27 protein-coding genes and 1 tRNA gene are annotated in these 26,570 nt (G+C 41.2%); 18 read left to right on the top strand and 10 right to left on the bottom strand.

The window, feature by feature from the left end; translation table 11 throughout:
* Positions 1-69: 69 nt before the first annotated feature.
* Together HXY43_RS09630 and HXY43_RS09625 are read right to left on the bottom strand one after the other, a co-directional pair.
* The gene (locus tag HXY43_RS09630) at positions 70-594 is read right to left on the bottom strand and encodes a thermonuclease family protein (RefSeq protein WP_290882711.1); all 525 of its coding nucleotides are present in this window, start codon (positions 592-594) and stop codon (positions 70-72) included.
* A 119-nt stretch (positions 595-713) separates the two neighbouring features.
* Positions 714-1,082 carry a 2Fe-2S iron-sulfur cluster-binding protein gene (locus HXY43_RS09625; RefSeq protein WP_026735323.1) on the bottom strand — a complete coding sequence of 123 codons (369 nt, stop codon included), beginning with the start codon at positions 1,080-1,082 and terminating at the stop codon, positions 714-716.
* Between the two features lie 83 nt (positions 1,083-1,165).
* Here HXY43_RS09625 and HXY43_RS09620 point away from each other — a divergent pair.
* Positions 1,166-1,252: transfer RNA gene (locus HXY43_RS09620), tRNA-Ser, on the top strand.
* A 326-nt stretch (positions 1,253-1,578) separates the two neighbouring features.
* Here the strand turns inward: HXY43_RS09620 and HXY43_RS09615 are convergent.
* Positions 1,579-1,944: a DUF1823 family protein gene (locus HXY43_RS09615; RefSeq protein WP_290882708.1), complete on the bottom strand. Its 366-nt coding sequence runs from the start codon at positions 1,942-1,944 to the stop codon at positions 1,579-1,581.
* A 138-nt stretch (positions 1,945-2,082) separates the two neighbouring features.
* On the opposite strand from HXY43_RS09615, the gene HXY43_RS09610 reads away from it, so the two are divergent.
* Both HXY43_RS09610 and HXY43_RS09605 read left to right on the top strand, forming a co-directional pair.
* Complete coding sequence (locus HXY43_RS09610) at positions 2,083-2,244, top strand: hypothetical protein (RefSeq protein ID WP_290882706.1); 162 nt, start codon at positions 2,083-2,085, stop codon at positions 2,242-2,244.
* Positions 2,245-2,341: 97 nt separating this feature from the next.
* Complete coding sequence (locus tag HXY43_RS09605; RefSeq protein WP_290882740.1) at positions 2,342-2,626, top strand: acylphosphatase; 285 nt, start codon at positions 2,342-2,344, stop codon at positions 2,624-2,626.
* 88 nt (positions 2,627-2,714) lie between these two features.
* On the opposite strand, the gene aroF is transcribed toward HXY43_RS09605, so the two are convergent.
* A complete protein-coding gene (aroF, locus tag HXY43_RS09600) occupies positions 2,715-3,590 on the bottom strand; it encodes a 3-deoxy-7-phosphoheptulonate synthase (RefSeq protein WP_290882703.1) in 876 nt (291 codons plus the stop codon).
* 855 nt (positions 3,591-4,445) lie between these two features.
* Here aroF and HXY43_RS09595 point away from each other — a divergent pair.
* The 5 genes from HXY43_RS09595 to HXY43_RS09575 all read left to right on the top strand — a co-directional run bounded on the left by HXY43_RS09595 (position 4,446) and on the right by HXY43_RS09575 (position 7,843).
* Entirely contained in the window at positions 4,446-4,937 is a 492-nt protein-coding gene (locus HXY43_RS09595; RefSeq protein WP_026735330.1) for a hypothetical protein, read from the top strand.
* Between the two features lie 44 nt (positions 4,938-4,981).
* On the top strand, positions 4,982-5,182 hold the full coding sequence (locus HXY43_RS09590; protein WP_290882700.1) for a hypothetical protein: 201 nt from the start codon (positions 4,982-4,984) through the stop codon (positions 5,180-5,182).
* A 165-nt stretch (positions 5,183-5,347) separates the two neighbouring features.
* Entirely contained in the window at positions 5,348-6,034 is a 687-nt protein-coding gene (locus HXY43_RS09585) for a pentapeptide repeat-containing protein (protein ID WP_290882697.1), read from the top strand.
* A 48-nt stretch (positions 6,035-6,082) separates the two neighbouring features.
* A complete protein-coding gene (locus HXY43_RS09580; protein WP_290882694.1) occupies positions 6,083-6,910 on the top strand; it encodes an SDR family oxidoreductase in 828 nt (275 codons plus the stop codon).
* Positions 6,911-6,931: 21 nt separating this feature from the next.
* Complete coding sequence (locus HXY43_RS09575) at positions 6,932-7,843, top strand: alpha/beta hydrolase (RefSeq protein ID WP_290882692.1); 912 nt, start codon at positions 6,932-6,934, stop codon at positions 7,841-7,843.
* Positions 7,844-7,987: 144 nt separating this feature from the next.
* On the opposite strand, the gene HXY43_RS09570 is transcribed toward HXY43_RS09575, so the two are convergent.
* The gene (locus HXY43_RS09570) at positions 7,988-8,464 is read right to left on the bottom strand and encodes an ABA4-like family protein (RefSeq protein WP_290882689.1); all 477 of its coding nucleotides are present in this window, start codon (positions 8,462-8,464) and stop codon (positions 7,988-7,990) included.
* 155 nt (positions 8,465-8,619) lie between these two features.
* Between HXY43_RS09570 and HXY43_RS09565 the strand changes: the two genes are divergently transcribed.
* Positions 8,620-8,991, top strand: coding sequence for a hypothetical protein (locus HXY43_RS09565; protein WP_290882686.1), 372 nt, complete (start codon positions 8,620-8,622; stop codon positions 8,989-8,991).
* Between the two features lie 391 nt (positions 8,992-9,382).
* Here the strand turns inward: HXY43_RS09565 and HXY43_RS09560 are convergent, their stop codons facing one another.
* Positions 9,383-10,102, bottom strand: a complete 720-nt coding sequence (locus HXY43_RS09560) for a heme oxygenase (biliverdin-producing) (protein WP_290882683.1) — start codon at positions 10,100-10,102, stop codon at positions 9,383-9,385.
* Between the two features lie 681 nt (positions 10,103-10,783).
* On the opposite strand from HXY43_RS09560, the gene glmM reads away from it, so the two are divergent.
* The 5 genes from glmM to hpsP all read left to right on the top strand — a co-directional run bounded on the left by glmM (position 10,784) and on the right by hpsP (position 17,855).
* Positions 10,784-12,253 (top strand): phosphoglucosamine mutase, encoded by a 1,470-nt coding sequence (gene glmM, locus HXY43_RS09555; protein ID WP_290882680.1) that lies wholly within the window; start codon positions 10,784-10,786, stop codon positions 12,251-12,253.
* A 322-nt stretch (positions 12,254-12,575) separates the two neighbouring features.
* Positions 12,576-14,237 (top strand): hormogonium polysaccharide biosynthesis protein HpsL, encoded by a 1,662-nt coding sequence (gene hpsL / locus HXY43_RS09550; protein ID WP_290882738.1) that lies wholly within the window; start codon positions 12,576-12,578, stop codon positions 14,235-14,237.
* A gap of 28 nt (positions 14,238-14,265) precedes the next feature.
* Positions 14,266-15,270, top strand: coding sequence for a hormogonium polysaccharide biosynthesis glycosyltransferase HpsN (gene hpsN, locus HXY43_RS09545; protein WP_290882678.1), 1,005 nt, complete (start codon positions 14,266-14,268; stop codon positions 15,268-15,270).
* 82 nt (positions 15,271-15,352) lie between these two features.
* The gene (hpsO, locus tag HXY43_RS09540) at positions 15,353-16,528 is read left to right on the top strand and encodes a hormogonium polysaccharide biosynthesis glycosyltransferase HpsO (protein ID WP_290882675.1); all 1,176 of its coding nucleotides are present in this window, start codon (positions 15,353-15,355) and stop codon (positions 16,526-16,528) included.
* A 142-nt stretch (positions 16,529-16,670) separates the two neighbouring features.
* Complete coding sequence (gene hpsP, locus HXY43_RS09535; protein ID WP_290882673.1) at positions 16,671-17,855, top strand: hormogonium polysaccharide biosynthesis glycosyltransferase HpsP; 1,185 nt, start codon at positions 16,671-16,673, stop codon at positions 17,853-17,855.
* Positions 17,856-17,962: 107 nt separating this feature from the next.
* Here the strand turns inward: hpsP and HXY43_RS09530 are convergent, their stop codons facing one another.
* From HXY43_RS09530 to HXY43_RS09520, 3 genes are all read right to left on the bottom strand, one after another.
* Positions 17,963-18,391, bottom strand: coding sequence for an NUDIX domain-containing protein (locus HXY43_RS09530; protein WP_290882670.1), 429 nt, complete (start codon positions 18,389-18,391; stop codon positions 17,963-17,965).
* Between the two features lie 18 nt (positions 18,392-18,409).
* Positions 18,410-18,871, bottom strand: coding sequence for a DUF3531 family protein (locus HXY43_RS09525; protein ID WP_026735345.1), 462 nt, complete (start codon positions 18,869-18,871; stop codon positions 18,410-18,412).
* A gap of 163 nt (positions 18,872-19,034) precedes the next feature.
* On the bottom strand, positions 19,035-19,973 hold the full coding sequence (locus HXY43_RS09520; RefSeq protein ID WP_290882666.1) for a Sll0314/Alr1548 family TPR repeat-containing protein: 939 nt from the start codon (positions 19,971-19,973) through the stop codon (positions 19,035-19,037).
* Between the two features lie 361 nt (positions 19,974-20,334).
* Between HXY43_RS09520 and HXY43_RS09515 the strand changes: the two genes are divergently transcribed.
* Positions 20,335-21,009: an ABC transporter ATP-binding protein gene (locus HXY43_RS09515; protein ID WP_290882664.1), complete on the top strand. Its 675-nt coding sequence runs from the start codon at positions 20,335-20,337 to the stop codon at positions 21,007-21,009.
* A 143-nt stretch (positions 21,010-21,152) separates the two neighbouring features.
* Here the strand turns inward: HXY43_RS09515 and HXY43_RS09510 are convergent, their stop codons facing one another.
* Positions 21,153-21,392, bottom strand: coding sequence for a hypothetical protein (locus tag HXY43_RS09510; protein ID WP_290882661.1), 240 nt, complete (start codon positions 21,390-21,392; stop codon positions 21,153-21,155).
* Between the two features lie 275 nt (positions 21,393-21,667).
* Between HXY43_RS09510 and HXY43_RS09505 the strand changes: the two genes are divergently transcribed.
* The 3 genes from HXY43_RS09505 (at position 21,668) to devC (ending at position 26,377) form a co-directional block, all read left to right on the top strand.
* On the top strand, positions 21,668-22,405 hold the full coding sequence (locus HXY43_RS09505; RefSeq protein WP_290882659.1) for a phycocyanobilin:ferredoxin oxidoreductase: 738 nt from the start codon (positions 21,668-21,670) through the stop codon (positions 22,403-22,405).
* A 1,276-nt stretch (positions 22,406-23,681) separates the two neighbouring features.
* Positions 23,682-24,977, top strand: coding sequence for an HlyD family efflux transporter periplasmic adaptor subunit (locus HXY43_RS09500; RefSeq protein ID WP_290882657.1), 1,296 nt, complete (start codon positions 23,682-23,684; stop codon positions 24,975-24,977).
* A gap of 242 nt (positions 24,978-25,219) precedes the next feature.
* Positions 25,220-26,377 carry an ABC transporter permease DevC gene (gene devC / locus HXY43_RS09495; protein WP_290882735.1) on the top strand — a complete coding sequence of 386 codons (1,158 nt, stop codon included), beginning with the start codon at positions 25,220-25,222 and terminating at the stop codon, positions 26,375-26,377.
* The last annotated feature ends 193 nt before the right edge of the window (positions 26,378-26,570 follow it).

Here is a 26,570-nt window from a genome sequence, read left to right as displayed (position 1 = left end):
TTATTTGTCATTTGTCATTTGTCATTGGTAAGGATTTTAGGTATTTTTACAACTCTTTCGGTTAACTAATTATCGATTTTGACGGCGAAATTCAGCAGGAGTTAAACGCATGGGTTTTTCTGGGTTCCAAATGCCCAGTCCCATAAGTCTAGCCCACTGTTGGGCGCGTTCTAAGCGTTGGTCATATTTGTGGTTGGGCGATCGCCCCACAAACAGCGCCTGACCTTCTTTGACTAACTGTTCATTCAACAACACTTTATCTTTCCACACGTAAGCCAGAATTCGCCCAAATTTATCTTTTCCTTCCACATCAAACTCCAAAATGACTGGTTGTTCCTCAATCAGCGCTTGCAATCGTTCTTTTGCTGCACTTCCCCAAGGACGCTGCTGTAAATCTGGTGCGTCAATCCCCAGCAAGCGCACCTGAGAAATCAAATTGGATTGATCGCCCATCCCAAACACTTCTAGGGTTTGCCCACTCACTACCTGTGCTACTTTAACCTGCACCTGCGGATTTGCTGGGGACTTTGTTTGGGTTTGACAACCAACCAACAGCAGTAATAGGCAGGATAATAAAATTGCGATTTTAGTCATTAGTCATTAGTCATTTGTTAGTAGTTAGTAATTAGTTGTATTTTCCACTAACCACTAACCACTAACCACTAACCACTAACCACTAACCACTAACTACTAACTACTAACCACTAACAACTTTACTCTTCATCTAACGGCAAACCTGCCCGCACTTTTCCCTTACCAAAATAGCGCCCAAACTGAAGTTCATAGACTTCATCCTCGTCTTGTGTCTCCACTTCTAAATCAGAACGGGCGTAACTTACGCACAACAGCGCGTAACCTTGCTGACGCAACTCCAGCGATAGTCCCACTGCTTCTGGTTGGTAAATTTCTCCTTTGAGAACCCTGACTGCACAAGTGGTGCAAGCACCATTGCGGCAAGAAAATGGCAGTTCTTTCCCTTGTTTCTCACAACTATGCAGGATGTAGCGGTCATCAGGAACTTCCAAGGTGTGTTTTATACCTTTAGCGCGATCGTGAACTGTAATGGTGTATGTCCGAGACATGTTTATTTTGGATTTGGAATTTTTTGATAGAATCTAATTGCAGTTTCTTGAATTGTATTGTAAAATTGCAGATCGTGACGCCTGGAGAGATGGCCGAGTGGTTGAAGGCGCAGCACTGGAAATGCTGTTTGGGGGCAACTTCAACGAGGGTTCGAATCCCTCTCTCTCCGTTCTTGCTTACTGATAGAGATAAACCATTAAGTGAATACATACATTTGCGTGTTACCAAAGAAATGAAAGATGAAGTACAGCAAAAAGATAACCCTCCTGAATTCTGCCGTCGTGCGATTCAGGAAGCATTAGATAAAGACAAAAAAGAAAATCCCTAGACATTGTGCAAGTTTAGGGAAGTGATGACAGTAAGATTTAAAATCCGATTTGAGGGCGATCGCAACTGAAATCAACTGCGTGTGGTGCGATCGCAAATAACGAGGGTTCAGTTTTTGGCTGAGTCCAAAATTTAGTTAGCAATCAACCATCAACCACCAACCACTAACTACCCCTTTTGTTCCATATAACTTAATAACCAATTTGCTGCCGTTGCTCTCCGAGTTTGCCGAGGGCCAAATTCTCCAATTTTGTAACCTTTAAAACCTAGTTTTTCTTTTAGTATTTGTTTGTTCTCTGTAGGAATCGAACGAGTCAGCTTAACTGTTGCAGGGCGACTATCAATAAAATCTGGTGGTTCTGGGTAGTCATCTCGCCAATCGGGGGGCACTTGTTGATTGTCCCATTTTGCCGTTGCAGGGTCGTAGCGATAACCTAAGCAGTGCCATACCAATTGATTAACTGTGGCGTCATCAATTTCTTCGTTGAGAATAGCCCAAAGGGTTTCTGTATTGAGTGGTGGCAAATTAGACATAAGCAATTCAAAAGCCATTCAAAATTCAAATATTTCTATTTACATCTATAGGAAGAGTTATCCACCAAAACTATCAAACAAACTACTAGAATAATCATTTTTTTTGAGCTGATTATCAAATCAACAGGGAGAAAAATTATGGGACTAGGTGATTTGTTCGGCAATATAATCGGTGGCAAACAGAGACGACGTGATGAAGACCGGGACTATCGCGATCGCGATGACGAAGACCGCGAATATAGATACCGCGATCGCGACGACGAAGATGAAGATGATGATGAGGATGACGACCGGGATTAAAATCCAGAGTTTAAATTAAAAGCCGGGTTGTATGTCCATAAAGCAGGTAGACTGGAAATCGTAGAGAATATGCCTGTCAATGCAGAGTCTCACACAGATGTCGCAGTCAATCCGCGCCCACGTATTTATTTCTGGCAGAGTCCAAGGCGTAGGCTATCGCTTTGCCACTGTTGATACAGCTAGTCAGTTAGGATTAAGTGGTTGGGTGCGAAATCTCCCTGATGGTCGCGTTGAAGCAGTGTTTGAAGGTGTGCGGGAGGTTGTAGAAGAGATGATTCGCTGGTGTCATCAAGGTCCACCCGCAGCCATGGTTAAAGAAGTGGTGGTGAAGTTTGAGGAACCGGAAGGGTTGAGAAGATTTGAAGTTAGGCGTGTTGACTAACTCATTTGTTAAATTTTTTGATTTCCTATTTGATCTAACAGCCGAGTAGCTAAAAACTTCAGCTACTCAGCTAAAAAAAGCATAAATTCTAAGCCGCAGACAAACAAAGAGGGGCAGGTTCTAAACCCACCCCTAATTCTTCCGATATATTCCGCTCAACTGCTGCTGCTACTGGTTTTAAGCTATTAACTAAACTAACCATATCTTCTAAAGACAGTGCTTGACGTGCATCAGATACAGATTGTTCTGGTTCTGGGTGACACTCAATAATTAAACCATCTGCACCACAGGCGATTGCAGCCTTAGCCACAGGTGCCACTAACTCCCGCTTACCGACTGCATGGGAAGGATCTACAATCACGGGTAGGTGAGTAATTTGCTTAAGCGCTGCTACTGCTCCTAAATCCAGCACATTGCGGGTATAGTTATCGAAACTGCGGATACCCCGTTCGCACAGCACCACATCAGGATTACCGTGACTTAAAATATATTCGGCTGCCATGACGAATTCTTCGATTGTCGCCGCTAAACCACGTTTGAGGAGTATGGGTTTACCTGCTTGCCCTAAAGCTTTGAGCAAGTCGAAATTTTGCATGTTGCGGCTACCTACTTGAAGCATATCAGCGTGGGCGGCGATCGCTTCTATTTGAGAAATTGACATTACCTCAGTTACAACCGGCATATTGTAACGCGATCGTACTCCTGCCAAAATTTTCAGTCCTTCTTCTCCCATTCCTTGAAAGGCGTAGGGAGAAGTGCGGGGTTTGTAGACACCTCCACGCAACGCTTGCACGGGTGCAGTAGATAACTTCTGGGCGACTGTCTCCATTTGTTCCTTGCTTTCAACCGCGCAAGGCCCGCCGATTATCACTAATTGTATACCACCAAAGGAAACTTGTTCGGAAAGTTTAACAATGGTTTGGTCATGCAGATGAGATTTAGCTGCTAATTTGGCATTAATCATGATTCAGTTCTCCTTAAAGTAATAGTGGTGGTTGATAGTTAGTAGTTAGTAGTTAGTAGTTAGTGGTTGGTAGAACAACTAACTACTATCCACTAACCACTGACCAAATCTCAAAAAAAACCCGGAACTTTGGCTAAGTTCCGGGTGTTGATGCTTCATCGACATAACACTATTTACCCGGAACTTATTCTGGGCCAAAAGTAAAAGCCATAAAACCAGGTACTGAAATAGATCATGACGATGAGATTCTCCTTAAAAAACAAAAACCGCAGAGTTCGCTCTGCGGTTCACCGGGCTGTTTCCATTAGGAAACTAGATTCACTCCCGGTGAACCACCCTAAACCAAAAATAAAAATAGGAAGTATAGTTGAGCATCTGCGACGGGTTTTTCTGGAAAAGTTAATTTAGACCTATACTCAAAGACAATAACAGACGGTTTGAACTACGTCAATACCCTTTTCCGAAGAAAGCAGGAGAAATAGAGATATGGGAAAGTGCAAGTATGAAGTATAAAATGTTCGATTTGTTTGTTATGTACTCTTTTGACAATCAAGCAGACTTGTCCACAACCTTGAAAAAAACGATAAACTCAGTACAAATCTGGTGTTCGAGACTGAGTAGCTTACTTGTGTAGATGCGTAGCAGCCTGTCGCCAGACATAGTCCTGAGAGTGAGATAACTGTAGCAAACAACCTTTTAGGTGGTGAATGATTAGCAGATCGTAGTTAATGGTTAGTGGTTAGTGGTTAGTGGTTAGTTGTTCTACTAACTACTAACCACTAACAAACAACCACAAAGCACCAACAATTACCAATCGCATTGATTAACTTTCGACAGATTCCAAGTTTTTGTATTATGCATAGCTCCAAATCCAAAATTTTAGCCACATCTTTTGACTATAAAGGAGTTTATCCCTGCCCAGTTTGTCATGTTGGTAAAATTGCTCATATGCCTTTGATGGAGGCAATGGCTTGTGATTTCTGCCATCAGATTTTTACTGTGAATTTAGAACAACAACAACTAGTTATGCCTTCTAGGCAACCTCCTTTAATTTGGCGTTGGAATGGCTTTAATTGGACAGAAGCTCATTTAGAAGGAGTGGAATTTGGTTGGAGTTATGTGTTAGCAGCAGTTGCTTTTATATTCCTCCCTACTGCTTTGATTGGGATAGTAGCTTACATTTTTCCTCCACATTCAGATGCCCCCTTATCTTGGGTGCCATATATATGGACAATATTAACTTTTTTCTCGCATTTAGCAATTATTGTTTGGCTTTTTATTGAAATTTATCAAATTCCAGTTAGGGCATATTTTAGAGCTATGCGACAGCGTTTAATCGGTCGCTGATTTCTGAATTTTGCAAACAACTCAAACTTTTGCATAGCGTTGTAATGTCTCGGCGACGACAAGACGGATCTGCACATTGCTATTATTCTGAAGCCTTTTTAAAGCAGTTGCGATCGCTGGATCGGGATAGAGCAATTGTCCTAGTTGTTTCACATAGCAAAGCTGTGCAAAAGGTATTAAAAATCTGGGCAATGCCTATCGAACAAGGGGAATGTACCAGCGATCGCTCTGAGTGTCTATACTAAGGAAGAGAATCGTAACCGCGCGATCGCAGCTGGGTTCTAGATGCACCGGAAAATCCCGCTTTCAGCACAAATCACCCAACAGCAGAGCAAGAATAATTGACAAAGAATTAAGCTGATAGTTGGATGCATCACTCATAATTAAGTTGATTATCACCAAAATGTCTTATGAGAGAGCTGGAGCGGTATTATTGGGTGTTAGACTTGGAGCCTGGAGCAACACTGGAGGAAGTGAACCAGGCTTATAAAGATTTAGCTTTTATTTGGCATCCCGATCGCATCCCCCACGATAACCAGCGCCTCAAAGAGAAGGCGCAAAAAAAGTTACAAGAAATTAATGAAGCTCGGGAAAAATTGCGCTCTCTCAAAACCAAGCGCCAAATCCCTCATTACTCCCCATCACCTGCACCGAAAAATTCACCACCACCCCCACCGAAAAAGCCGCCAACCAGAACCACCTACCAACATCAGCCACCACCACCAAAGACTAACCCAGATTTGAGTGGTAAAGACTTCAGTCACGCCAACTTGAGCAATAAAGATTTATCTGGCAGAAACATGAGTTACGCCAACCTGACTGGCGCTAATCTCAGCGATACCTTTATGCACAAAGTTATTCTTAGAGGTGCGAATTTGTCTGAAGCCAATATGTTTAGAGCCAACCTGCTGTTAGCGGACTTGAGAGAAGCTAACCTGCGTAATGCCAACTTGATTGGTGCTGATTTGAGTGGTGCTGATTTGCGGGGTGCTGACTTAACAGGCGCGCGTGTTCGTTCTGGCGATCGCCTACTCGTGAAACTGATTGGTGCTAATCTCAGCGGTGCAATTATGCCTGATGGCACAGTTCATGCCTAGGGGATAATGGTTAATGGCTAATCGCAATTAACAATTAACAACAATTTCATGAATGTAGCAATAATTGGTTGTGGTTATGTGGGTTCAGTAGTTGCCCAATCTTGGCAACAAAATCAAGCTTTTATTGTCACTGCAACTACAACTACTCCTGAACGAGTGACAGCTCTGCAAACAATAGCCCAACGAGTTGTAGTATTACAAGGAAATGACCTTGAAGGGCTAAAAACAATCTTAAAAAATCAAGATGTGGTGCTTTTGAGTGTTGGCGCAAAAGGTGTCAATACCTATGAAGAAACTTATTTACAGACTGCTCGTAATTTAGTTTCGGTTTTAAAGCAAACGCCCAGTGTTCAACAACTGATATATACAAGTAGCAATTCTGTATACGGTGAACAAAATGGCGCATTGGTAGATGAAGAAACACCAGTTGCACCAACAACTCCTAGTGGCAAAATTCTCAATGAGACTGAGCAAGAATTACTTTCCGCAACCAGTGAAATCCTCCGCGTGTGTGTCTTGCGTTTGGGGGGAATTTATGGGCCTAATCGAGAATTAGTGAAAATATATAGCCGGATTGCTGGTACAACTCGTCCAGGTAATGGTAAAGAACCAGCCAATTGGATTCATCTTGATGATATTACTGCTGCTATAGAGTTTGCCCGCCACCATCGCTTGCAAGGCATTTATAACCTTGTCGATGATGACAACCTTACAAATGGAGAAGTGAGCGATCGCGTGTGTGAAATGCACAATCTACCCAAAGTTACATGGGATTCTTCCCTTAGCAGCAAGCGTGCATACAATGCCAAGATATCAAATAAAAAGATAAAAGATGCAGGCTATAAGCTCATTCATCCCCAGATGATTTTTAGCTGAGAAATAAAGCAATACATTCCCATGATTACTCAAGAAAAAATAGTATCACCCACACAATTTTACACTTGGCAAAATTATCGTTGCCCTTACGAAGTGTATCAACCAATAAATTCCGCACCTGTAGGTATTCCTCTACTATTAATTCATCCGATTGGCGTTGGGTTATCACGGCAATTTTGGCAGCGGTTTTGTCGTGAATGGTATCACCAAGAACATCGCAATCCAATTTATAATCCTGATTTACTTGGTTGCGGCGAGAGTGATAAGCCTCATGTTGCTTATACTCCAAGTGATTGGGCGCAACAGTTACAATACTTTTTAAAAGAAGTAGTACAAAAACCTGTAGTTGTGGTAGTTCAAGGCGCTTTATTTGCAGTTGCCATTGAATTATTTCAAAAGGAACCAAATTTGATAGCTGGATTGATACTAGCAGCCCCTCCAGCTTGGCCTTTAATTAAAAAACAATTACCACAACGGCAACAAAAACTGATTTGGAATCTTTTAGATTCGCCTTTGGGAAATATTTTTTATCGCTATGCCCGCAGAGAAAAATTTTTGCGTGATTTCTCGACTAAGCAACTTTTTGAATCAAGTAATAATGTTGATGCTGAATGGTTAAATACTTTGCGTGCAGGGGCAGAAAATACCGATAGTCGCTATGCAGTTTTCTCTTTTTTAGCTGGGTTTTGGTTGAACGATTATAGTAGCGCGGTTGTTTCCATAAACAAACCGACACTAGTTGTTGTGGGTGAAAACACATCAAGTATTGCCAAAGAAGGTAAAAAAATCACGCCGGATGAATGGTTAGCTGACTACCTGAAAGCTTTGCCTCAAGGGCATGGGATAAAAGTTCCCGGTCGGAATGTTTTACCATACGAATCTACGGCTGAATTTGTAACAGCAATATCGCCGTTTATAGATGAATTTTCTTAAGGCTAGGCAGTTGGCATCAATAAATATTTTCCCTACATGGTTCGTAGTAAGCACTTAAGTGCTTACTACAAGCCGATAAAATTTGTAGTAATTTTTTCGAGAAACAGTATTACTTATTGACCACTAACTACTAACCACTAACCACTAACTATTAGACGATACAATTTTTTCTCTTACTCCCGTTGTTTCACTTTCAGAATCTAAGAAAAATTTCTTAGCTATCCAGTAAGTCAAGATGTGAGAAAGTAATCCTAACGGCCCAGCAAATAAACACAGTGCTAGGGAATGTATTGTCCAAATTCCTGTTTTTTGACCTTGCAAGTAAATGTAGCGTCCCACAAATAAATCCATGACTAAAAAATGAATCCAACCTGTAGCAGCAGCTTTTTCATCAGCAAAAAATAGGGCAATGTCTGCTAGTTGGGGATTTGATAATGCTTGGGCGTTTTCTGGTGTGATGCTGCTGATGAATAAATATAAATATGCTCCTGCCAATGGTACAAAGGGAATATATGATGCCATTACCCGTTGTGTAATTTTCCATTTGGGTAAGAAAATCATTAATACCCAAAATGGTAAAACGAAAAGATTGGCAATATTAAACAGTTGAGTAATTGTCATAGCTGTCACAAATAGTAGAGGGCGATCGCACTACCAATCCCTATGTGTCTGCTGACTCCGGTGACAGGTATTTTTGTGGTCATGCTGAGAAATGTTTTGTAAACTTACTTTTTATAGAGACACTACAGTATTTACAATTTAATGAAGTAGTTGATATGGTTGAGGAAGACCTTAATCAACAAACTCAGATATATCAAAGGCACATTTATACTGTTGATATCCTAAAGCAACAGTTTAGAACATTACGTGAAGCAAAGGATCACTTTAAACTGAAAGCTAGTAGTTGGGAATCCCTTGCTAAAAAACTGAACGATCCATCTTTCCAAACGCTGATACCTGAGCAAAAACCTCAGTCAGATCAGGGTTTGACAAACAACAGTGTGAGAAAAGTTGAACACGATCGCAACGATATTGAAGGGTTGACAGTTCGTTTAGAACCTGATGTCGCAGAAATGTTTCCCAATTCTCAAGCAGTAAATGAAGCTCTGCGTTTTCTGATTAGAGTTACGAATAAAAATTATTGTTGAAACTGTGACTTGGACAGTAGTAACACTAGCCATTAATCGTTTAATCGTTATGAGAAATTGGTAGAACTTACGTATAGACAAAATTCCTGTCAATGTGTAAATCCTATGTTTTGGCAACACAACCCCCTAAAATCAGGGCAGGGCCGTTTCATTCTAAAAAGGAAAAATCTAAATTCCTCCAACCTCTTAAATTCTTTGTGCTCTTTGCGTACGAGCGTGGTTCGTTTATACAGATATTTTCTGGGTGGGAAGAGATTAATCTATTTTTTCTCCAGAGAATGAAACAGTCCTGCTAAAATCAGGGGCAGTCTCCTTGCGGTTGCCCGTATTTTCTACGGGAAATCTCAAGGGTACTACCCCTAAAACTTGTTTATTTCAGATTTAATGGTAATTACTCAGCGGTTGCCAGTCCGGTTTCGGTGCTACCGCGAGTACGACGACGGGTGAGGCTGTTGAACACCATTACGCCGATCGCTTTAATCAAATTGCCTTCTAATTCGCTGAACATCTTCATGTTCATACCAAAGGCGGCGTTGGCTTCATCAACAATGCGATCGCCTGTAGCATCATCAATGGGTAGTTCGTCTAAAGCCTGACGATATTTGTTTTTAAATGCTTTTTCATCGTCAATGTCTTCAAACTCATAAAAAGCAGTGCCATCCCCATTCAAGTTCATTGCTGTTTTGGCAATACCTTTGAGAATTTGCCCGCCAGATAAGTCACCAAGGTAGCGGGTGTAAGAATGAGCAACCAACAATTCCGGTTCTTTTTCAGAGACTTCCCGGATGCGTTGTACATAAGCTTCTCCAGCGGCCGATAGTTCGATTTGTTCCCGCCAGTTGCCACCGTAGTAATAACTGAGGTCTTTTTCCAAGCTGCGCTGTCTGTATAGCTGTTGAAAATTAATTTTAGAAACGATGGGGTGATTCTTGTGCTTTTCCATCTCCTCTTCCATCGCTGTATAAACGAAGTAGAGGTTGGCTACTAGCTTGCGATAGGAGTTTTTCTCAACAACCCCTTTTAAAAAACACTTGACAAAACCAACGTTTTCTGCCATCGTGTGAGCTTTTTTTGTCCCGACACGCAATTTGGTTGCTAAATTACTGCTCATGCTAAATTTCTCTGCTTTAAAAGGTTAACTGCCAGAATTTTTGATTTGCTGGGGAATGGGTATTGGGTATTGGGTAATGGTGAGAATTATGAATGATGAATGCGATTGGGCTGAAAATTTCATAATTCATAATTCATAATTCATAATTTTTATGCCCCAGTCCCTAGTCCCTTCATAAAAAGCCACTAAAACGTTACAGTAGAGCTATTTGATGAGAATTTCTATTAATATTTTTTAAGTTACGATACTTAAATAAAATTTGATACAGCAAGTCTACTAAAGGAATAGAGTTATATTTGCCCAGCATTAACTTATATTACGAAGCACTAATTTTTATTTACATTTTTGATGGAATTGCTTTTTTTTATGAAAAAGTGACCGTTTTAACAGGTTTTTTAGCTAACATGGGCTTTTCAAGTCTAAATTGATTGTAATTATCACCCGAACTGATAGTTATATCTTCTCATGAACACGTAGAATTTTCGTCAAAATAAATACTTAATGTTGTTTTTACAATCATTTGAGAAAATTAAGCATTAATACTTAAAAAGCTTGTTTTGAAATAAATTTCTTAAAATAAAAATAAGCGAAATCTCGTGATAAAACCTATTAATAGGGGGAATTGTTGAAACAAATTTAAAGTGTTATTCTCCTGTGTGTCTGTGTGGAGTGTTTAAACTTATGGTCTCATCTATAACTCGGACTCAGGGCCTTGGTGGCAGTTCTGCTTCCGAACCTGGTGGATCGCAAAAAGCTATTGAAAGTAGTTTTGGGCTTCATAGCATCTCATTACCCGCTATTCCCTTGTTTGGCACAGATGGTATTCGCGGACGAGTGGGGGAATTGCTAAGTGCACCTCTAGCGTTGCAAATAGGTTATTGGGCGGGTATTGTGTTGCGGTCTGGGTCTTCCTACCCAGGATCGGTGATTGTCGGACAGGACTCTAGAAACTCCAGCGATATGCTGGCGATGGCCTTGAGTGCAGGGTTAACAGCAGCGGGACTGGAGGTTTGGTATTTGGGGTTATGCCCTACTCCTTGTGTTGCTTATCTTACCAGCAATAGTGATGCCATCGGCGGAGTGATGATTTCTGCTAGCCACAATCCGCCAGAAGACAACGGCATTAAATTTTTTGGTGCTGACGGTTTGAAGTTACCCCAAGCCTTGCAAGCAGACATTGAAGCGGGATTGCGGGGTGTGGCATCACATGGTGTTGATATCAACAATTGCGGCAGACATTACTCGCGCCCAGAATTGGTGGTCAATTACACACAGGCATTGAAACAGCCTTTGCAAGCTGTCAATCTTCAGGGTATGAAGATTGTTTTGGATTTGGCCTGGGGGGCAGCAGTTGGGTTAGCACCATCGGTGTTTGAGTCAATGGGGGCAGAAGTCATCTGCTTGCATCATCAACCGGATGGCGATCGCATCAACGTTAACTGCGGTTCGACTCACCTAGATATTCTGCAAGCGGCTGTTCGTGAACACAATGCCGACTTGGGCTTTGCTTTTGATGGCGACGCCGATCGCGTGTTAGCAGTAGACAATAGCGGACGGCAAGTCAATGGTGATTACATCCTCTACCTCTGGGGACGGTACTTGCAGCAAAAGCAAGAACTGCCGGATAACTTAATCGTGTCTACCGTCATGGCAAACTTAGGCTTTGAGAGGGCGTGGAAACAAAGCGGTGGCAAGCTAATTCGCACAGCAGTAGGCGATCAGTACGTGCAAGCGGAAATGCACCGGACTGGGGGGATGCTAGGTGGAGAACAATCCGGTCACATTTTGTGCCGTCACTATGGCATTACTGGAGATGGTTTACTCACGGCCTTACATTTAGCTGCTTTAGTGCAGCAAGCTGGTGTTCCTCTCATGGAAATGGTGAATGAAAGCTTTCATACCTATCCACAACTATTGCGGAACGTACGTGTAGAAGACCGTGTTAAGCGCGTCGGGTGGAAAGAATGCCAACCCCTGCAAGAAGCGATCGCCCGCGCTGAAGCCGCAATGGGTGATGCTGGCAGAATTTTAGTCCGTGCCTCTGGTACAGAACCAGTGATCCGAGTCATGGTGGAAGCAGAAGCAGCTGAACTAGCCAACTACTGGACTAATGAGTTAGTACTGCAAGTCCAGCAACATTTAGCAGTGTAAGTTAATTTCTCTTCATAGCTTTTTAATCACTTGCACATACCAAATTTTTGGTCGCAGGTAGTAAATAAGCCTACTTTGGCTATTTGTCTAACCTGCGACCTCTGCTATTTATGGCGGTTTTTCTCAGTGATAACCGCTATATTGGTGTGAATAATAAGTAGTTATCATCGACTACGTATACTAGGACGGATGAAAAGGAGTGGGGAATGGGGAATTGGGCATTGGGAATTGAAGTACTGATTTTCCTATGCCCCTTGCCCTTTGTTTGCCCCATGCCCTTTGCCCCATGCCTTCTTCCCAAGGGCGTATTTGTACCACCACCATGCCGAAATCGAAATCAAAATCTCAGAAAAATAAAAAAACAAAAAAGCAGCAAAGTCAGGAAACTCCGACTCTTACCCTTAAAGAACGTTTAGCCAAAAAGCGCAAAGCTGCACAAGCACGCAAAGAACTTACTAACTTACTCAGTGCTGCTGTTGGTGGTGGTTTATTTATCGGCTTTCTTCTTTTTTTAGTAGGTGGAATAAAGGCAGCAGCCCCGGCTGTATTGGGAATCATTATTATGTCCCTTGCTTACAAATATCCCCGCCCAGCTATTATTGCCTTTATAATTTACGTGCCATTTGGGGGTACTATCACCTACTACATCGGTAATAGTCCCATACTGCAACTAGCAAAAGACTCTTTCTATGTTCCGGCGCTGATTTCAATTTGGCAGAGTTGCCGCAAACAGGGGTTAGACCTAATTCTTCCCAAAGAAATCAAAACACCGCTGTATATTTTATTAGGCTCATGCATATTAACACTGCTGTTTGTAAATGGTTCGCAGCAGTTTAACCCACCTCCGGTTGGTCTCTTTAAAGAAGCACCGAAAGAATTCCCTATCGGAATGGGAATTCTGGGTCTGAAAGTATTTTTAGGCTATGTACCTCTAATTGCTTGTACTTACTATCTGATTCGCAGTAAGCGGGATTTCCTATTGATTTCGCGCTTACAGATTGTCTTAATATTCCTTGCCTGTGTACTGGGAGTTATTCAATACCTGCTGCTGTTAACTGGGGTATGTGAAGGAACCAGAAATGCTGTAGGGTCAGCCTTATTTAAAGCCTCACTGGAAGCGCGGTGTTTTTTTGGTGGATCGCTAGTTTATAGTCCTAGCCAGGGAATGATTCGCCTGCCAGGAACTTTTGTTGCTCCTTGGCAATGGGCATGGTTTATAATTTCCAGCACCTTTTTTACTTTTGCTACTGGCTTCAGCGACCCCTCGATAATTTGGCGGATTATTGGTTTAGTTTCAACGGCATTGGTATTTGTCAATGCAGTTATATCTGGACAGAGAATAGCCTTAGCCTTGGTGCCAGTCTGCTTTGTAATGTTGCTGGTGCTGACTGGTCAAATCGGCAACCTCAAACGCTTTATCCCGATATTTGGAGGACTCGCCCTCATTCTGGGAATTGCGATCGCCACTAATCCCACTGTAGTACAAGAGAGAATCGATAGCTTTGTTGGTCGCTGGAATGCTTCACCTCCCTACGACTTTATCCTCCAGCAATTTGAGGAGAATTGGAAAAATGTAGACGGGCCTTTCGGAAGTGGTTTGGGTCGCGCCACTAACTCCGCCCGTGCCCTAGGTCAGGCCAAACTAGTAGAAACCTATTATCCCAAAGTCCTCTACGAAGTAGGAATATTTGGGTTACTAGGGTTCGTAGTTTTAGTCACCACCCTAACAATTACTGCCTTTCGGACTTATCGTTCGGTAAAAAACCGTAATTTCCGCAGTTACGGCGCTGCTATGTGGGTGTTTATACTTTTTATTAGCTACAACACTTACTACTACCCTCTGGATGTAGATCCGGTAGCTGTTTATTACTGGTTTTGTGCAGGAATTATTTTCAAATTGCCAATACTTGATAAACAAGAAAAGAATAATGAGGAGAATATTGAGGAAAAAACAAATACCAAAAAATCACGTATAAAAAATTAATATTTTCCTGGAATAGGTTAAATAAACAATGAATGAGAACCCTTTAATTTCTGTAATTATTCCGACCTATGGTCGTGAAGAACCACTCCAGGATAGCCTAGTGGATATACTGAAGCAGGACTACCCAAATTTTGAAGTTTTAGTAGTAGATCAGACACCCAAACATCAGCCAGAAATAGAAGCTTTTTTAACAGAACAAGCCGCAGCAGGCAAAATTCAATGGTTCCGTCTGAATTGGGCGAGTTTGCCAGGGGCACGTAATTATGCGGTACGGCGCGCCAAAGGTGACATAGTTTTATTTATTGATGATGATGTTAAGCTAGAGCCTGGATTTCTAACAGCTCATGTGAAAAACTATCTGGAAAAACCAGAGATAGGGGCTGTTGCTGGTCGAGTTTTTGACCGGATGAAAATAGCTGATACCGCCCAAGGGAGAACGCAGGGAGATGCACCCTATAGGAGTATCGAATATCTACCTCCCCAGGCGATGGACCCAGGCATTGCTTGGTATTACATTGATTTAGTGCATACAGTCAAACCCCAAGAAGTACTAACAGCCAGGGGTTGCAATATGTCGTTTCGCCGCGAGATTTTCACTAAGCATGGACTGCACTTTGATGAGAGATTTCGCGGTAGTGCAGTACGAGAAGAATCTGATTTTTGTTTGCGCTTGCGACAGACTGGATATAAGATTTGGTACGACCCAGAAGCTTGTTTAGTACATTTAGGGGAAGAGACAGGCGGTTGCCACGATATTAGTATGCGATCGCTCCAGTATCAACTTACCTTTTACCACAATCATTTCTTAATGGGGTTGAAAAATCTCACCGCCATTCAAGCTTTACGCCTCTACATCCGTTTATTTGACTGTCACGTCCTCGGACGTCCCCCTTGTCATAAGAGTGGTTCCCCAATCAAAATTTTTACGCGCACCATTTTTTACACTTTGGGCTTTGTCAAAGCCTTGGGTACTATCATTCAATCACCTTGGAATGATGGTCAAATTTACACTCGTCTCGATAAACATAAATAGTTAGTAGTTAGTGGTTAGTAGTTAGTAGTTAGTAGTTATTCCTCCACTCCCCCACTTCCCCACTTCCCCACTCCCCATTTTCATGAAAATCTTAGTAGCTAGTCATACCTATACCGTAGATCTTAACTGCGAAAAATTACGTATTTTATCTCAACTAGAAGCGGATATTGAAGTAACGGTTGTAGTGCCAAAGCGCTGGCGACCAGGTGGTGTACAAAACAGAATTATTGAAACGCAGTACCGAGATGAAGGTAATTTTCGCATAGTACCTGTTTCTAATTTCAGTCAAAATCATCAGGGACTGCTAACTTTTGGTGCAGATTTAGTATCTTTGTTACAGCAATTTTGTCCCCAAGTTATCCAAGTAGAACAAGCATCTAGAAGTCTTGCTTATGCCCAAACAATTACATTAAATAAGTTACTGGGTTTAAAAGCTAAGAATTTATTTTTTACCTGGTGGAATCTACCATATGAATTAAAATTTCCGGTTTCACTGTTAGAAAAATATAATCTGCAAAATAGCCACGGTGTCATTTCTGGTAATCAAGACGGTGCCCAGATTTTACGGCAACGCGGATATCAAGGTTCTATTAAAGTAATGCCACAATTAGGTGTTGATGAAAATATATTTAGACCCCAACCGCAACCGGATTTAGCCAAGAAATTAGGTATTCAATCAGACGAATTTATCATAGGGTTTGTTGGACGCTTCGTTAAGGAGAAGGGATTACTAACTTTAATAAGTGCTTTAACACTTTTACCAAAAGATAAACCTTGGAAATTACTACTACTTGGACGCGGATCATTACAGTCAGAATTAATGAGCAAAGCAGCAGAAAATAATATTCAAGACAGGATAATTTTAGTAGAAAGTGTTGCTCACGATGAAGTTGCTAAATATATCAACTTAATGAATACTTTAGTACTACCATCGGAAACAACTTACAAATTTAAAACCTTAACTGCCATTGGTTGGAAAGAACAATTTGGTCATGTTCTCATCGAAGCGATGGCTTGTCAAGTACCCGTGATTGGTTCCGATTCTGGTGAAATCCCTCATGTAATTGGTAATGCTGGTTTGGTATTTCCTGAAGGGAATTTTCAAGCGCTTGCTAATTGCATATTGCAATTAATAGAAAAACCAGATTTCGCTGAACATGTAGGTGCAATGGGTTATCAAAAAGCAATTGCTCAATATACAAATAAAGCTTTGGCAAAACAGCAACTAGAATTTTATAAAGAATTGGTCAAGAGTTAGTAGATAGTGGATAGTGGTTAGTGGTAAAACCAACTACTAACTACTGTACGGGCGAGTTTAGCCATAATATTTGGGGCATGATTAACAGGATATCAACTAAAATCCGCCCCTACTAACTACTAACTACTAACTACTAACAAATATGCATATTCTCCAAATAGTCCCTTCAATTTCCCTCATTTATGGTGGCCCCAGTCAAATGGTACTGGGATTATCTCCAGCTTTAGCACGAGAAGGTATAAAAGTTACAGTTCTGACAACGGACAGTAATGGCGATATCAATCAAAAGCCCTTGGATGTTCCCCTAAATTGCCCGATTCAACAAGACGGCTATGAAATAATTTATTTTCGTTGTGCCCCTTTCCGACGCTACAAATTTTCTCTCGGTTTACTCCAGTGGTTATATCGTCACGCCCATGAGTTTGATTTAGCCCATATTCATGCTTTATTCTCTCCTGTCAGTAGCGGCGCTGCGGCGATTTGTCGTCGGCAAAAGCTTCCCTATATTTTGCGTCCTTTGGGTACTCTTGACCCCGCAGATTTACGCAAGAAAAGGCAATTAAAACAGCTTTATGCGACAATGTTAGAACGTGCAAATATAGCTGGTGCAGCAGCGATTCATTTTACTAGCCCTCAAGAAGCGAAAGTATCTGAAAGATTTGGAATATCGACACGAGATTTAGTCATTTCTTTGGGTGTCAATCCCCCTCAACCCTTTCTGAAAAAGGGGAGAAATTTGGTATGTCAGTACTTTGGTATTCATGATGATGTGCCGCTAGTTTTGTTTATGTCGCGGATTGATCCAAAAAAGGGGTTGAATCTGCTAATTCCAGCTTTGGAGAAGCTTTTAGCTGAAGGGTTGAATTTTCACTTTATTTTAGCTGGAACAAATCCCCAAGACCCAGATTATGAAGCAAAAATCAAGTCGCAAATACACAATTCTCCTTTGCGATCGCACACTTCCATCACTGGTTTTGTCACTGGTGATTTGAAATCTATCCTCCTGCAAGCTGCTGATTTATTCGTCTTACCTTCGTACTATGAAAATTTTGGTATTGCTGTAGCTGAAGCAATGGCAGCAGGAACGCCTGTGTTGATTTCCGATCAAGTGCATATTTGTCAACAAGTGCATGAAAGTGAGTCGGGTTGGGTGACTACAACAGATGTGCCAGCACTGACTGAGTTACTTCGCAGCGCTTTGCAAAATCCTTCCGAATGCCAACGACGGGGATTACGTGCCCAAGAATATGCATTGCAGCATTACAGTTGGGATGCGATCGCCCGTCAAATAATCCAGGCATACGAGCAAATATTAATTGGTTGTTAGTTGTTAGTTGTTGGTTGTTAGTTGATTGTTGTTTGTTGTACCCACGCGCCTCTATGGAAGCAACCAATAAAATCCCAACAACAAAGAACTACTAACAAAGAACTATTTTATAGAAATCCTAAAAACTGCTCAGGTACTAATTTCAATTCTCCAGATTTGAAGCGACTAATATCTACCCATAGCGCTGTTTTTTGCCGCTTACCTTCAGTAAATACTATCTTTTCCAATTCATAAAATTTGTGGTCAACAAAATCGCATTGATAAAGTTGAATGATTTCATGACCAGGTAGACAGTTGTAAATAAATATACTTTCTATACAACCCAAGTAATGAATATTTGTTAATTCCGCTTGAATTTCTTCTTGAAACTCGCGTTGTAGGGCTGTGAGACTGGTTTCACCAAAATCAATACCACCACCCATTGCCCGGTAAAAAGTTTCTTGCTTGTGTGGATCGTAGCCTTGGGACATGAAAATGCGTTTTCCATCCCGAATAAGCCCCAAGGCAAGCATACGAATCTCGTTGGGTTTATGCATAATAACTAATCGCTGCCGCTAGTTATCGTAGTTATCGTATATGAATGAAGGACGACTGTCACTTTCTTCAACAGGCCAATCTTCATTTTCACCACCAATGTAAACTTCATCGATAGTGACGTATTCCACACCCAACTGCTGAAGGGCATTGACGAGAATATCTAGGGCGATCGCATCTGAAGTTCCCAAGTCAAACCAGCAGCGTGCCCATTCACCTTGATACTCAAAGTCACCCTTGTTATGCATCAGCGCCAGCAAACTGCGATCGTATGCTTCTGAGTCATAATTCATGTAGCTGATATCTAATCCTGTTTCTTGTACCTGTAGATTTTCGGCATTAAATGCACCCAATTTGCCGAGGTAAAACCAGGAGTCAAAAAGCTCTTCTACATACTCCTTTTCACGTTGGGAAGGTACGGTGCTGAACTTCAGCCAAATCCACACATCAAAAGGATCTACTTCGCGAAACTGTATTTTCATTACTTAAAATTTCTTAACTTAACTCTTGCTCAAAACCACCAAATTAATTGTAAGGGAGATGGGGGAGTGGAAGAGTGGGAGAGTGGGAGACGGCCAACCACCAACTACTAACCACTAACCACTAACTAATAACCACTAACCACCAACCACCAACAACTACTGTCTACCTTCGAGCTTGAGCAATATCCTCGGCAGCTTTGCGGCGTTCGCGTTGAATTTGTCGCACCAAGTCAGCTGGGAGTTGAGCTTTCCTCGTCAGCGCTTGGTCAAAATTACTTATTGCTTCCTGTAGCAGTTTTGGATTTTTGTCTTTCTTCGCCATCTCCCGCAAGATTTGGGCTTTGAGATAATACACTTCTGGGTTATTGGATGTCTTCTTCAAAGCACGTTCTGCATATTCCAGTGCCTTATTGTATTGCTTTAAATCCCTGTAGCCATAGGCAATACCTCGAACTGCTAAATACTCAGGGCCAGCACTTTGTTCTAACCGTGCTATTGCCTGTTGGGGATTAGCAAAAGGCAAATTCACGGCTAGCATCAAATCCATATAGCCTTTGAGTAAATTCAGTTCTGGATCGTTAGCAGAAATAGCTTCGGCTTGGTCTAAATATTTATAAACTTCCCGCAGCTTAGTTAATGCCTGTGGTGCACCGTTGACTGTCCCTTCACGACGAACAAAAGCTGCTCCCTCCAAAAAATGACCAACAGCGGTATAAATATTTCCACGCAAAGGATCGCTAGAAATCAGCTTTTGGGCAATTTCGAGAGTTTTCTTACTGTAAGTCTCTAGCGCTGCCCAATCCTGATTGGCATATGCTAATGATGCCTTCATTGCATAGGCTAGAGGTTCATTTGACTCGCTGGACAATGCTTGTTGTAGGTAAGCCTCTGCTGCCTTATAGTCGCCTTGTTGAAAAATAGCATTGAATGCGGCTTCGGTTTTGTCACCAATTTTGCGCGCTTCTTTCGCACGAAAAGGATCGGCAGCAACAGAGGGAGCAATCCACACATTCAGTACCAAAGTTGTTGCAAAAGCAACTTTAGCAAGAGTTGCAAGCCTAGCAGACACAATTGCTTGCCCAAATGGGAACCTTTCACTCATTTTTACGTTTCCTTCAGAAGGATTACTGTTGAAATTGTTTTGTGTGGTACTTAAAATTCAAAAAATAAACCAAGACTTGCGGCTGTGTCAGGCAAAATTCTGTATGTATTGTGACTGTGGCAATATTAGTAGGTTCCCATGTTTGTTGTAGCTGTCGTTCCAAGTTAAGTTTGCCACAATTGAGATAAGTAGGAGTGGCGTCTTCATTTGTTCTTTGCTTTCGACAAAAGCAGTATGTTTATAGCTGTTACATATTAAGGTATGAACATAGCGAATGCGCTATAAATTTTTTTTCAGGACTTTGCAGCTGCTCGCAGTGTAGTTAACAAATAAGTTGCTGACTTTTTGGTAATCTTAACAAATGCTCTATCTTAGAAATGTAGTTTATCATCCCACAGCTTGTCCGACAGCGATTCTCAAATCAATTAATCTGGACTTGGCACCCCAACAGCTGGGTCTGATTATTGGACCGAGTGGTTCTGGGAAAAGTACGTTACTCGAAATTTTGTCTGGATTAGCCGAACCCACATCTGGTTCTGTTTTTTGGCACGAACAAATGCTTAGTGCCGAACAGCTACAGCAATTAGCGGGATTGGTGTTTCAGTTTCCCGAACGGCATTTTTGTGGCGGTACGATTTTGGAAGAACTGCGCTTGGGACATCCAGAATTGGGAACAGAAAGAGTTAAGCAGGCGTTGCAAGAAGTGGGATTAGAGCATTTATCATTAAGCACACCACCCCATGCTTTAAGTGGGGGTCAGCAGCGACGTTTGGCTTTGGCTGTGCAGTTAATTCGCCAGCCAAATTTATTATTGTTGGATGAACCTACAGCTGGCTTGGATTGGTCGATGCGTCGGCAACTGGTGAATTTATTGGCAAAACTAAAAAAAGATTGGACGCTATTGGTAGTAACCCACGACGCAGGGGATATGTTAGCAGTCGCCGACCGTTGCTGGAGTATCAAGCATGGTGAACTCGAACCAATTGACCCTTTGACACTGAGAAGCAAGGTTGAAGAACCTCTTTCGGTAGCGTGAGATTCGGGAGGGGGAGAGGGGGAGAGTAGGCATTGGGCATTGGGCATAGTTAACAACCACTAACCACTAACCACTAATGTACAGACGTGCCATGGCACGTCTCTACAACCACTAACCACTAACCACTAACTACTAACTCTTGACTAAATTTTTCTGAATTGCCTGGTATGCAGTAATGCTTCTCCATGATCTGGTATCCAGGCTACCCACTCATTTTCTGAGATCGGACATAGTAGCAGTGCTTCGTCAAAGCTGTAGGGGTTGGGAAGTTCCAAAAGCCTTACCCAACTAGCAATTTGGAAATGCTGCTGTTTTGTTTTCAGATCTAAATCTTGCCTTTTGGCTTGTATGGCAAAATCTAGTCTACCAAAATCTACTTTCATGGCTTTGTTTTAGCCTTACTCGATAAACAAGTTTAAAAATATTTCTGTAACTAAGACTACAAAATAAGTAATATTTTGGGAAAGAAGTTGTTTAATAACTTAACTTTTTAGGTTTTGTTGTTTGTTGGTAGTTGTTGGTTGGTTGGAAAATTCCCAAACAACCACTAACTACTAACCACCAACCACGAGAAAGTGTTTGATTATGTTGCAAGCTAGATTGGGTGGTACATGGTGGGCTGTACACTAACCACTAGATAAGATTCCTGGGTTTAAAGATGTCAACTACTTCTATCCCCTCACTGCGCGAACAACAACATCCTCTAATTCGTCAACTGGCTGATTGTATTGAAGCAGTTTGGCATCAGCACCTAGACCTTTCACCCTACCATTTGCCTGCGGAGTTAGGGTATGTGGAAGGTAGGCTGGAGGGTGAGAAGCTGACTATTGAAAATCGCTGTTATCAAACCCCTCAGTTCCGGAAAATGCACCTAGAACTGGCAAAAGTAGGAAACATGCTAGATATTCTGCATTGTGTCATGTTTCCACGTCCGGAATACGACCTGCCGATGTTTGGTTGTGACTTAGTTGGAGGTAGGGGTCAAATTAGTGCAGCGATCGCCGATCTTTCACCAGTCAGTTCTGACCACTCCTTACCACAATCTTATACTTCCGCACTAGTGGCGTTGCCTGCGCTCAATTTTTCTCAACCACGTGAATTGCCAGAATGGGGAGATATTTTTTCTGAGTTTTGCATATTCGTGCGTCCGAGTTCTTCCGCAGAAGAAACGATGTTTTTAAAACGCGTACAAGCATTTTTAGAAATTCATTGCCAAAATGCGATCGCCTCTAAACCTGTTTCTTCTGAAAAGGTAACAGAAGTTATTGCTGGACAACATAACTACTGCACCAAACAGCAGCAAAACGACAAAACCCGTCGCGTACTAGAAAAAGCTTTTGGTTCAGAATGGGCTAATAATTATATGAATACTGTTTTATTTGACCTGCCAAATTAATCATTTCTCCAGAAATTCATCTTTAGTGATGAGTTGCTAGTGATATTGTGAAGATGAAGTGTTAAAGAGTGAACAAATTAACTAATCTTTATTCTTTATCCTTCATCTTTTTTTCCTTTGATACTCTCTTTATATTTTAATTGACGTTGGGCGTAATTTCTAAGTTTTTAAGGTTTAATTGCTGATTACTTATCATCTGTAGGCTGTGTTACCTTTCACAAAAACTTGTTAATGTAGAATTCATCTAACGAGATTAATAAAATGGAGTAAGATAACAACATTAGGCAGAGGAGCAACATTTTAGCAGTAGATATGTAAAGACTAATGTTAGGAACTGTAATTAATTGTTGATAGGAGAAAAGCACAAAGTCGCGATTGACTCCCATTCAACTCAAATAACTTAACTAGATATCAGTAGCTTCGCCGTGGCAATAACTTAAGTATCGCAGTAACGTAACATTGCCTTTAAACTCCACTGCATCTCTTCAACCAGCCAGGTGTATCTAATTTAGTTCGTAGTGAAGTGCTACCTTTACGAAAAACCTCTATATATTTAAAGTACTTGCTACAAAAAACTAAAATTAATGACATATTCCACTAAAGTTTAATTAGTTTTAATAGGTAGATTTTACCTGTTTGATTGTCTATCAATAAATAAATTTATTGGCTCATAACTCATGTATGTGATGAGCTGATTCGATATTGATTGAGTTCGTTTTAACTGACTTTATCTATATGTACGCCGTATTTTTTCCCTTTGCAACTTTAATCAAGGCTTATACCAAATTGTGTTCAGATATAGCAATTTGTGCCCTCTCCCCCTCCCCTCTCACAAATTGGGAGAGGGGTGCCGACAGGCGGGGTGAGGGAAGTACTATCTTTGACTGCAACCTAGTATTAATAACAACAAAAATATTATCTGGATAAAGGGGCAAAATAATTCAAAATGAACAATTAAAATTTCAAAACTTTGTAGACTTACAAGAAAGTAGCTTAGTTAGTTCTTAATTTTTCTAACCCTCCGTTAAACTCAAGATTAAATCATAGGAGAGAGCTATTTAATAGCCAGCAGATAGAGAGCGCCATATTGCAAAAAATTGGCATTGAATTTTATTCATACAAAGATTTTGCAGCGAGAATTTGCATTAAGTAGCTGTTGTTGATTTTTAGTGTCTATCTGTTGGCTAAAAACTCTTTTTGATAAATATAACTATGCCTAATTCACTACTTTTTGCTTCCATTAGCAAATTTCAAACAAAAGGGTAGGTAACATACGATGTCAAGAGCAACAGAACAGTCAACTTTCAGAGAGCAACCTCAAGCTTTATGGGCGATCGCTATAGCTCTACCATTAACAGTTGCTGCTGGAGTTCTGACAATGGCGAAAGTCGAGCAATTAAAACAGATGAACGAGCCTACAGTCGCTACGCCGGTTGTGACTAGTATTAATGCGATCGGTCGTTTGGAACCGCGCGGAGAAGTGATCAAACTTTCTGCTCCGGCAGGAGTGCAAGGAACATCGCGAGTTGAACAACTTCTTGTCAAAGAGGGAGAGCGTGTTAGAAAAGGTCAAGTAATTGCTGTTTTGGATAATTTCACCAGCAACAAAGCAGCATTGGAAGAAGCAAGAGCGAAAGTGCAAGAGGCTCGTGCTAACTGGACTCAGGTTAGAGTTGGTTTGCCAAAAGATATTCAAGCCCAAAAAGCAGTTATTGCTCGCCTATCAGCACAGTTGCGTGGTGAAAGTATTGCTCTGCGAGCCATGATTAATCGCCTAGAAGCTGAATTGCAAGGGCAGCAAGATGTATTAGGGGCAACTATTGCGCGTATCCAAGCTGAGCAACGCAATGCCCTAGTCGATGCTCGACGCTATGAGATGTTATACAGAGAAGGTGCGATTTCTCAACAGGAACGTGACAGGAGACGTTTGGGTGCGGTAACAACTACTGAGCAACTAGCTGAAAGCCAAGCTACACGCAGGCAAACGATCGCAACTTTGCAACAACAACTAGCAGAAGCCAGAGTTAACCGGGACAAAACCATAGCTATTTTGCAACAGCAAATCGATGAAGAAAAAGCCAGACTGCAAAGACTTTTAGAAGTTCGCCCCAGCAATTTACAAATAGTCCAAGCTCAATATTTAAATGCGATCGCAGCTCTGAAAAGAGCAGAAGCACAACTGCGGTTGAGCTATGTAGAGGCACCCATGGCCGGAGAAATTTTAAAAATTTATACTAAGGCTGGAGAAACTATGGGTATAAATGGCATTGCTGAGATTGGACGAACCGATCAGATGATAGTTGTTGCTGAAGTTTCCGAAGATAGTATTGGTAGAGTACGTCTTGGTCAAGAAGCAACTATCACCAGCGATAATGGAGCTTTTAACGGGGAATTAAAGGGAACTGTCGCTGAAATTGGCAGAAAAGTTGGCAAGAAAGACGTATTGAATACAGATCCAGCCGCAGATGTAGATGCAAGAGTAGTGGAAGTAAAAATTGCCCTGTCTCCAGAAGATAGTGCCAAAGTTGCAGCCTTAACTTACGCCAAGGTACGTACTGCCATAAAAATATAAGAAATTATGAATGATGAATGATGAAATTAAATAGGTAGGTGGGAATAAGAGCAGCTATATTACGGAATGTAAAAATACTGAAATCCTTACCAATGACGTAGACGCGCTAGCGACTTCCCGCAGGGTATGACAAATGACAAATGACGACCCTCATTATTCTAGGTTGAAAATTTTTCAATCTTAAATTCATTCAAATCATCTCCGTTCCAGAAAAACATTTGGAGACAGACATAATGTTTGGCATGTTTGGCGATAAATTACCTTTAGCATGGCTACAACTAAAGCGAGAAAAAACACGCCTCGCTGTGGCACTTGCAGGAATTGCCTTTGCTGACATTTTGATGTTTATGCAACTCGGTTTTCGAGATTCTTTGTATTACAGTAACGTTCGTTTTCATAACAGTTTGCAGGGTGAAATAGTTTTAACCAATCCTAAATCTAGCGCCTTACTGTCTATGAAAAGCTTTTCTCAGCGACGGCTTTATAAGGCTTTAGATTTACAAGCAGTCAAATCCGTACATCCTATATATTTGGATTACACGAGTTGGAAAAATCCCGTCACTGGCATCCCTCGCAACCTACTTGTAATTGGTATAAATCCAGCATCTAATATCTTAAAAATGCCAGGTATTGAGGAAAATTTAGATAAACTTAAATTACCAGATGTGGTTTTATACGATAGGTCTTCTCGACAGGAATATGGGCCCATTGCTACTACATTTGACCAAGGTAATCTTGTGACAGCAGAAGTCAGGAGAAGGCTAATCAAAGTAGGAGGATTATTTACTCTAGGTGCATCATTTGGCGCAGACGGTAATTTAGTGACTAGCGATCTTAACTTTTTGCGAATATTTAACAATCGCCAGCAGGGATTAATTGATATCGGTCTGATTAGATTAAAACCGGGAGCAGATGCAACAGTTGTTGCTAAAGACTTGAGGAATTATTTACCTCCAGATGTGAAAGTTTTAACCAAACAAGAATTTATTGACCAAGAAAGAAATTTCTGGGCAAGTAGTACGGCAATTGGCTTTATCTTCACTTTAGGAACAATCATGGGCTTCATTGTCGGAACTGTGATTGTTTATCAAATACTTTATACTGAAGTGGCAGATCATTTAGTTGAATATGCCACTCTCAAAGCAATAGGTTATGCACAAAAATATTTACTGATTGTGATTCTGCAAGAAGCTTTGATTTTGGCTCTTTTAGGATATATACCAGGATTTGCTTTTTCTTTATTTTTGTATCAAAGAGCGAGAGAAGCAACACTATTACCAGTATTTATGACCTTTACACGCGCTCTACAAGTGCTAATTTTGACGATTTTAATGTGTTTTATTTCTGGTGCGATCGCCGTACGTAAATTACGATATGCCGACCCAGCGGACATCTTTTAAATTATGAATTATGAATTATGAATTAAATTAGAAATCATGAATGATAACAACAATATATATTCCAACCACTAACCACCAACCACTAACTACTAACCACCAACCACTAACCACTAACCACCAACCACCAACCACCAACCACTAACCACCAACCACCAACCACCAACCACCAACCACCAACCACTAACCACTAACC

Source organism: Fischerella sp. (assembly GCF_013388695.1).
Lineage (GTDB): Bacteria > Cyanobacteriota > Cyanobacteriia > Cyanobacteriales > Nostocaceae > PCC9605.
This window is presented reverse-complemented; position numbering and strand designations above follow the sequence as displayed.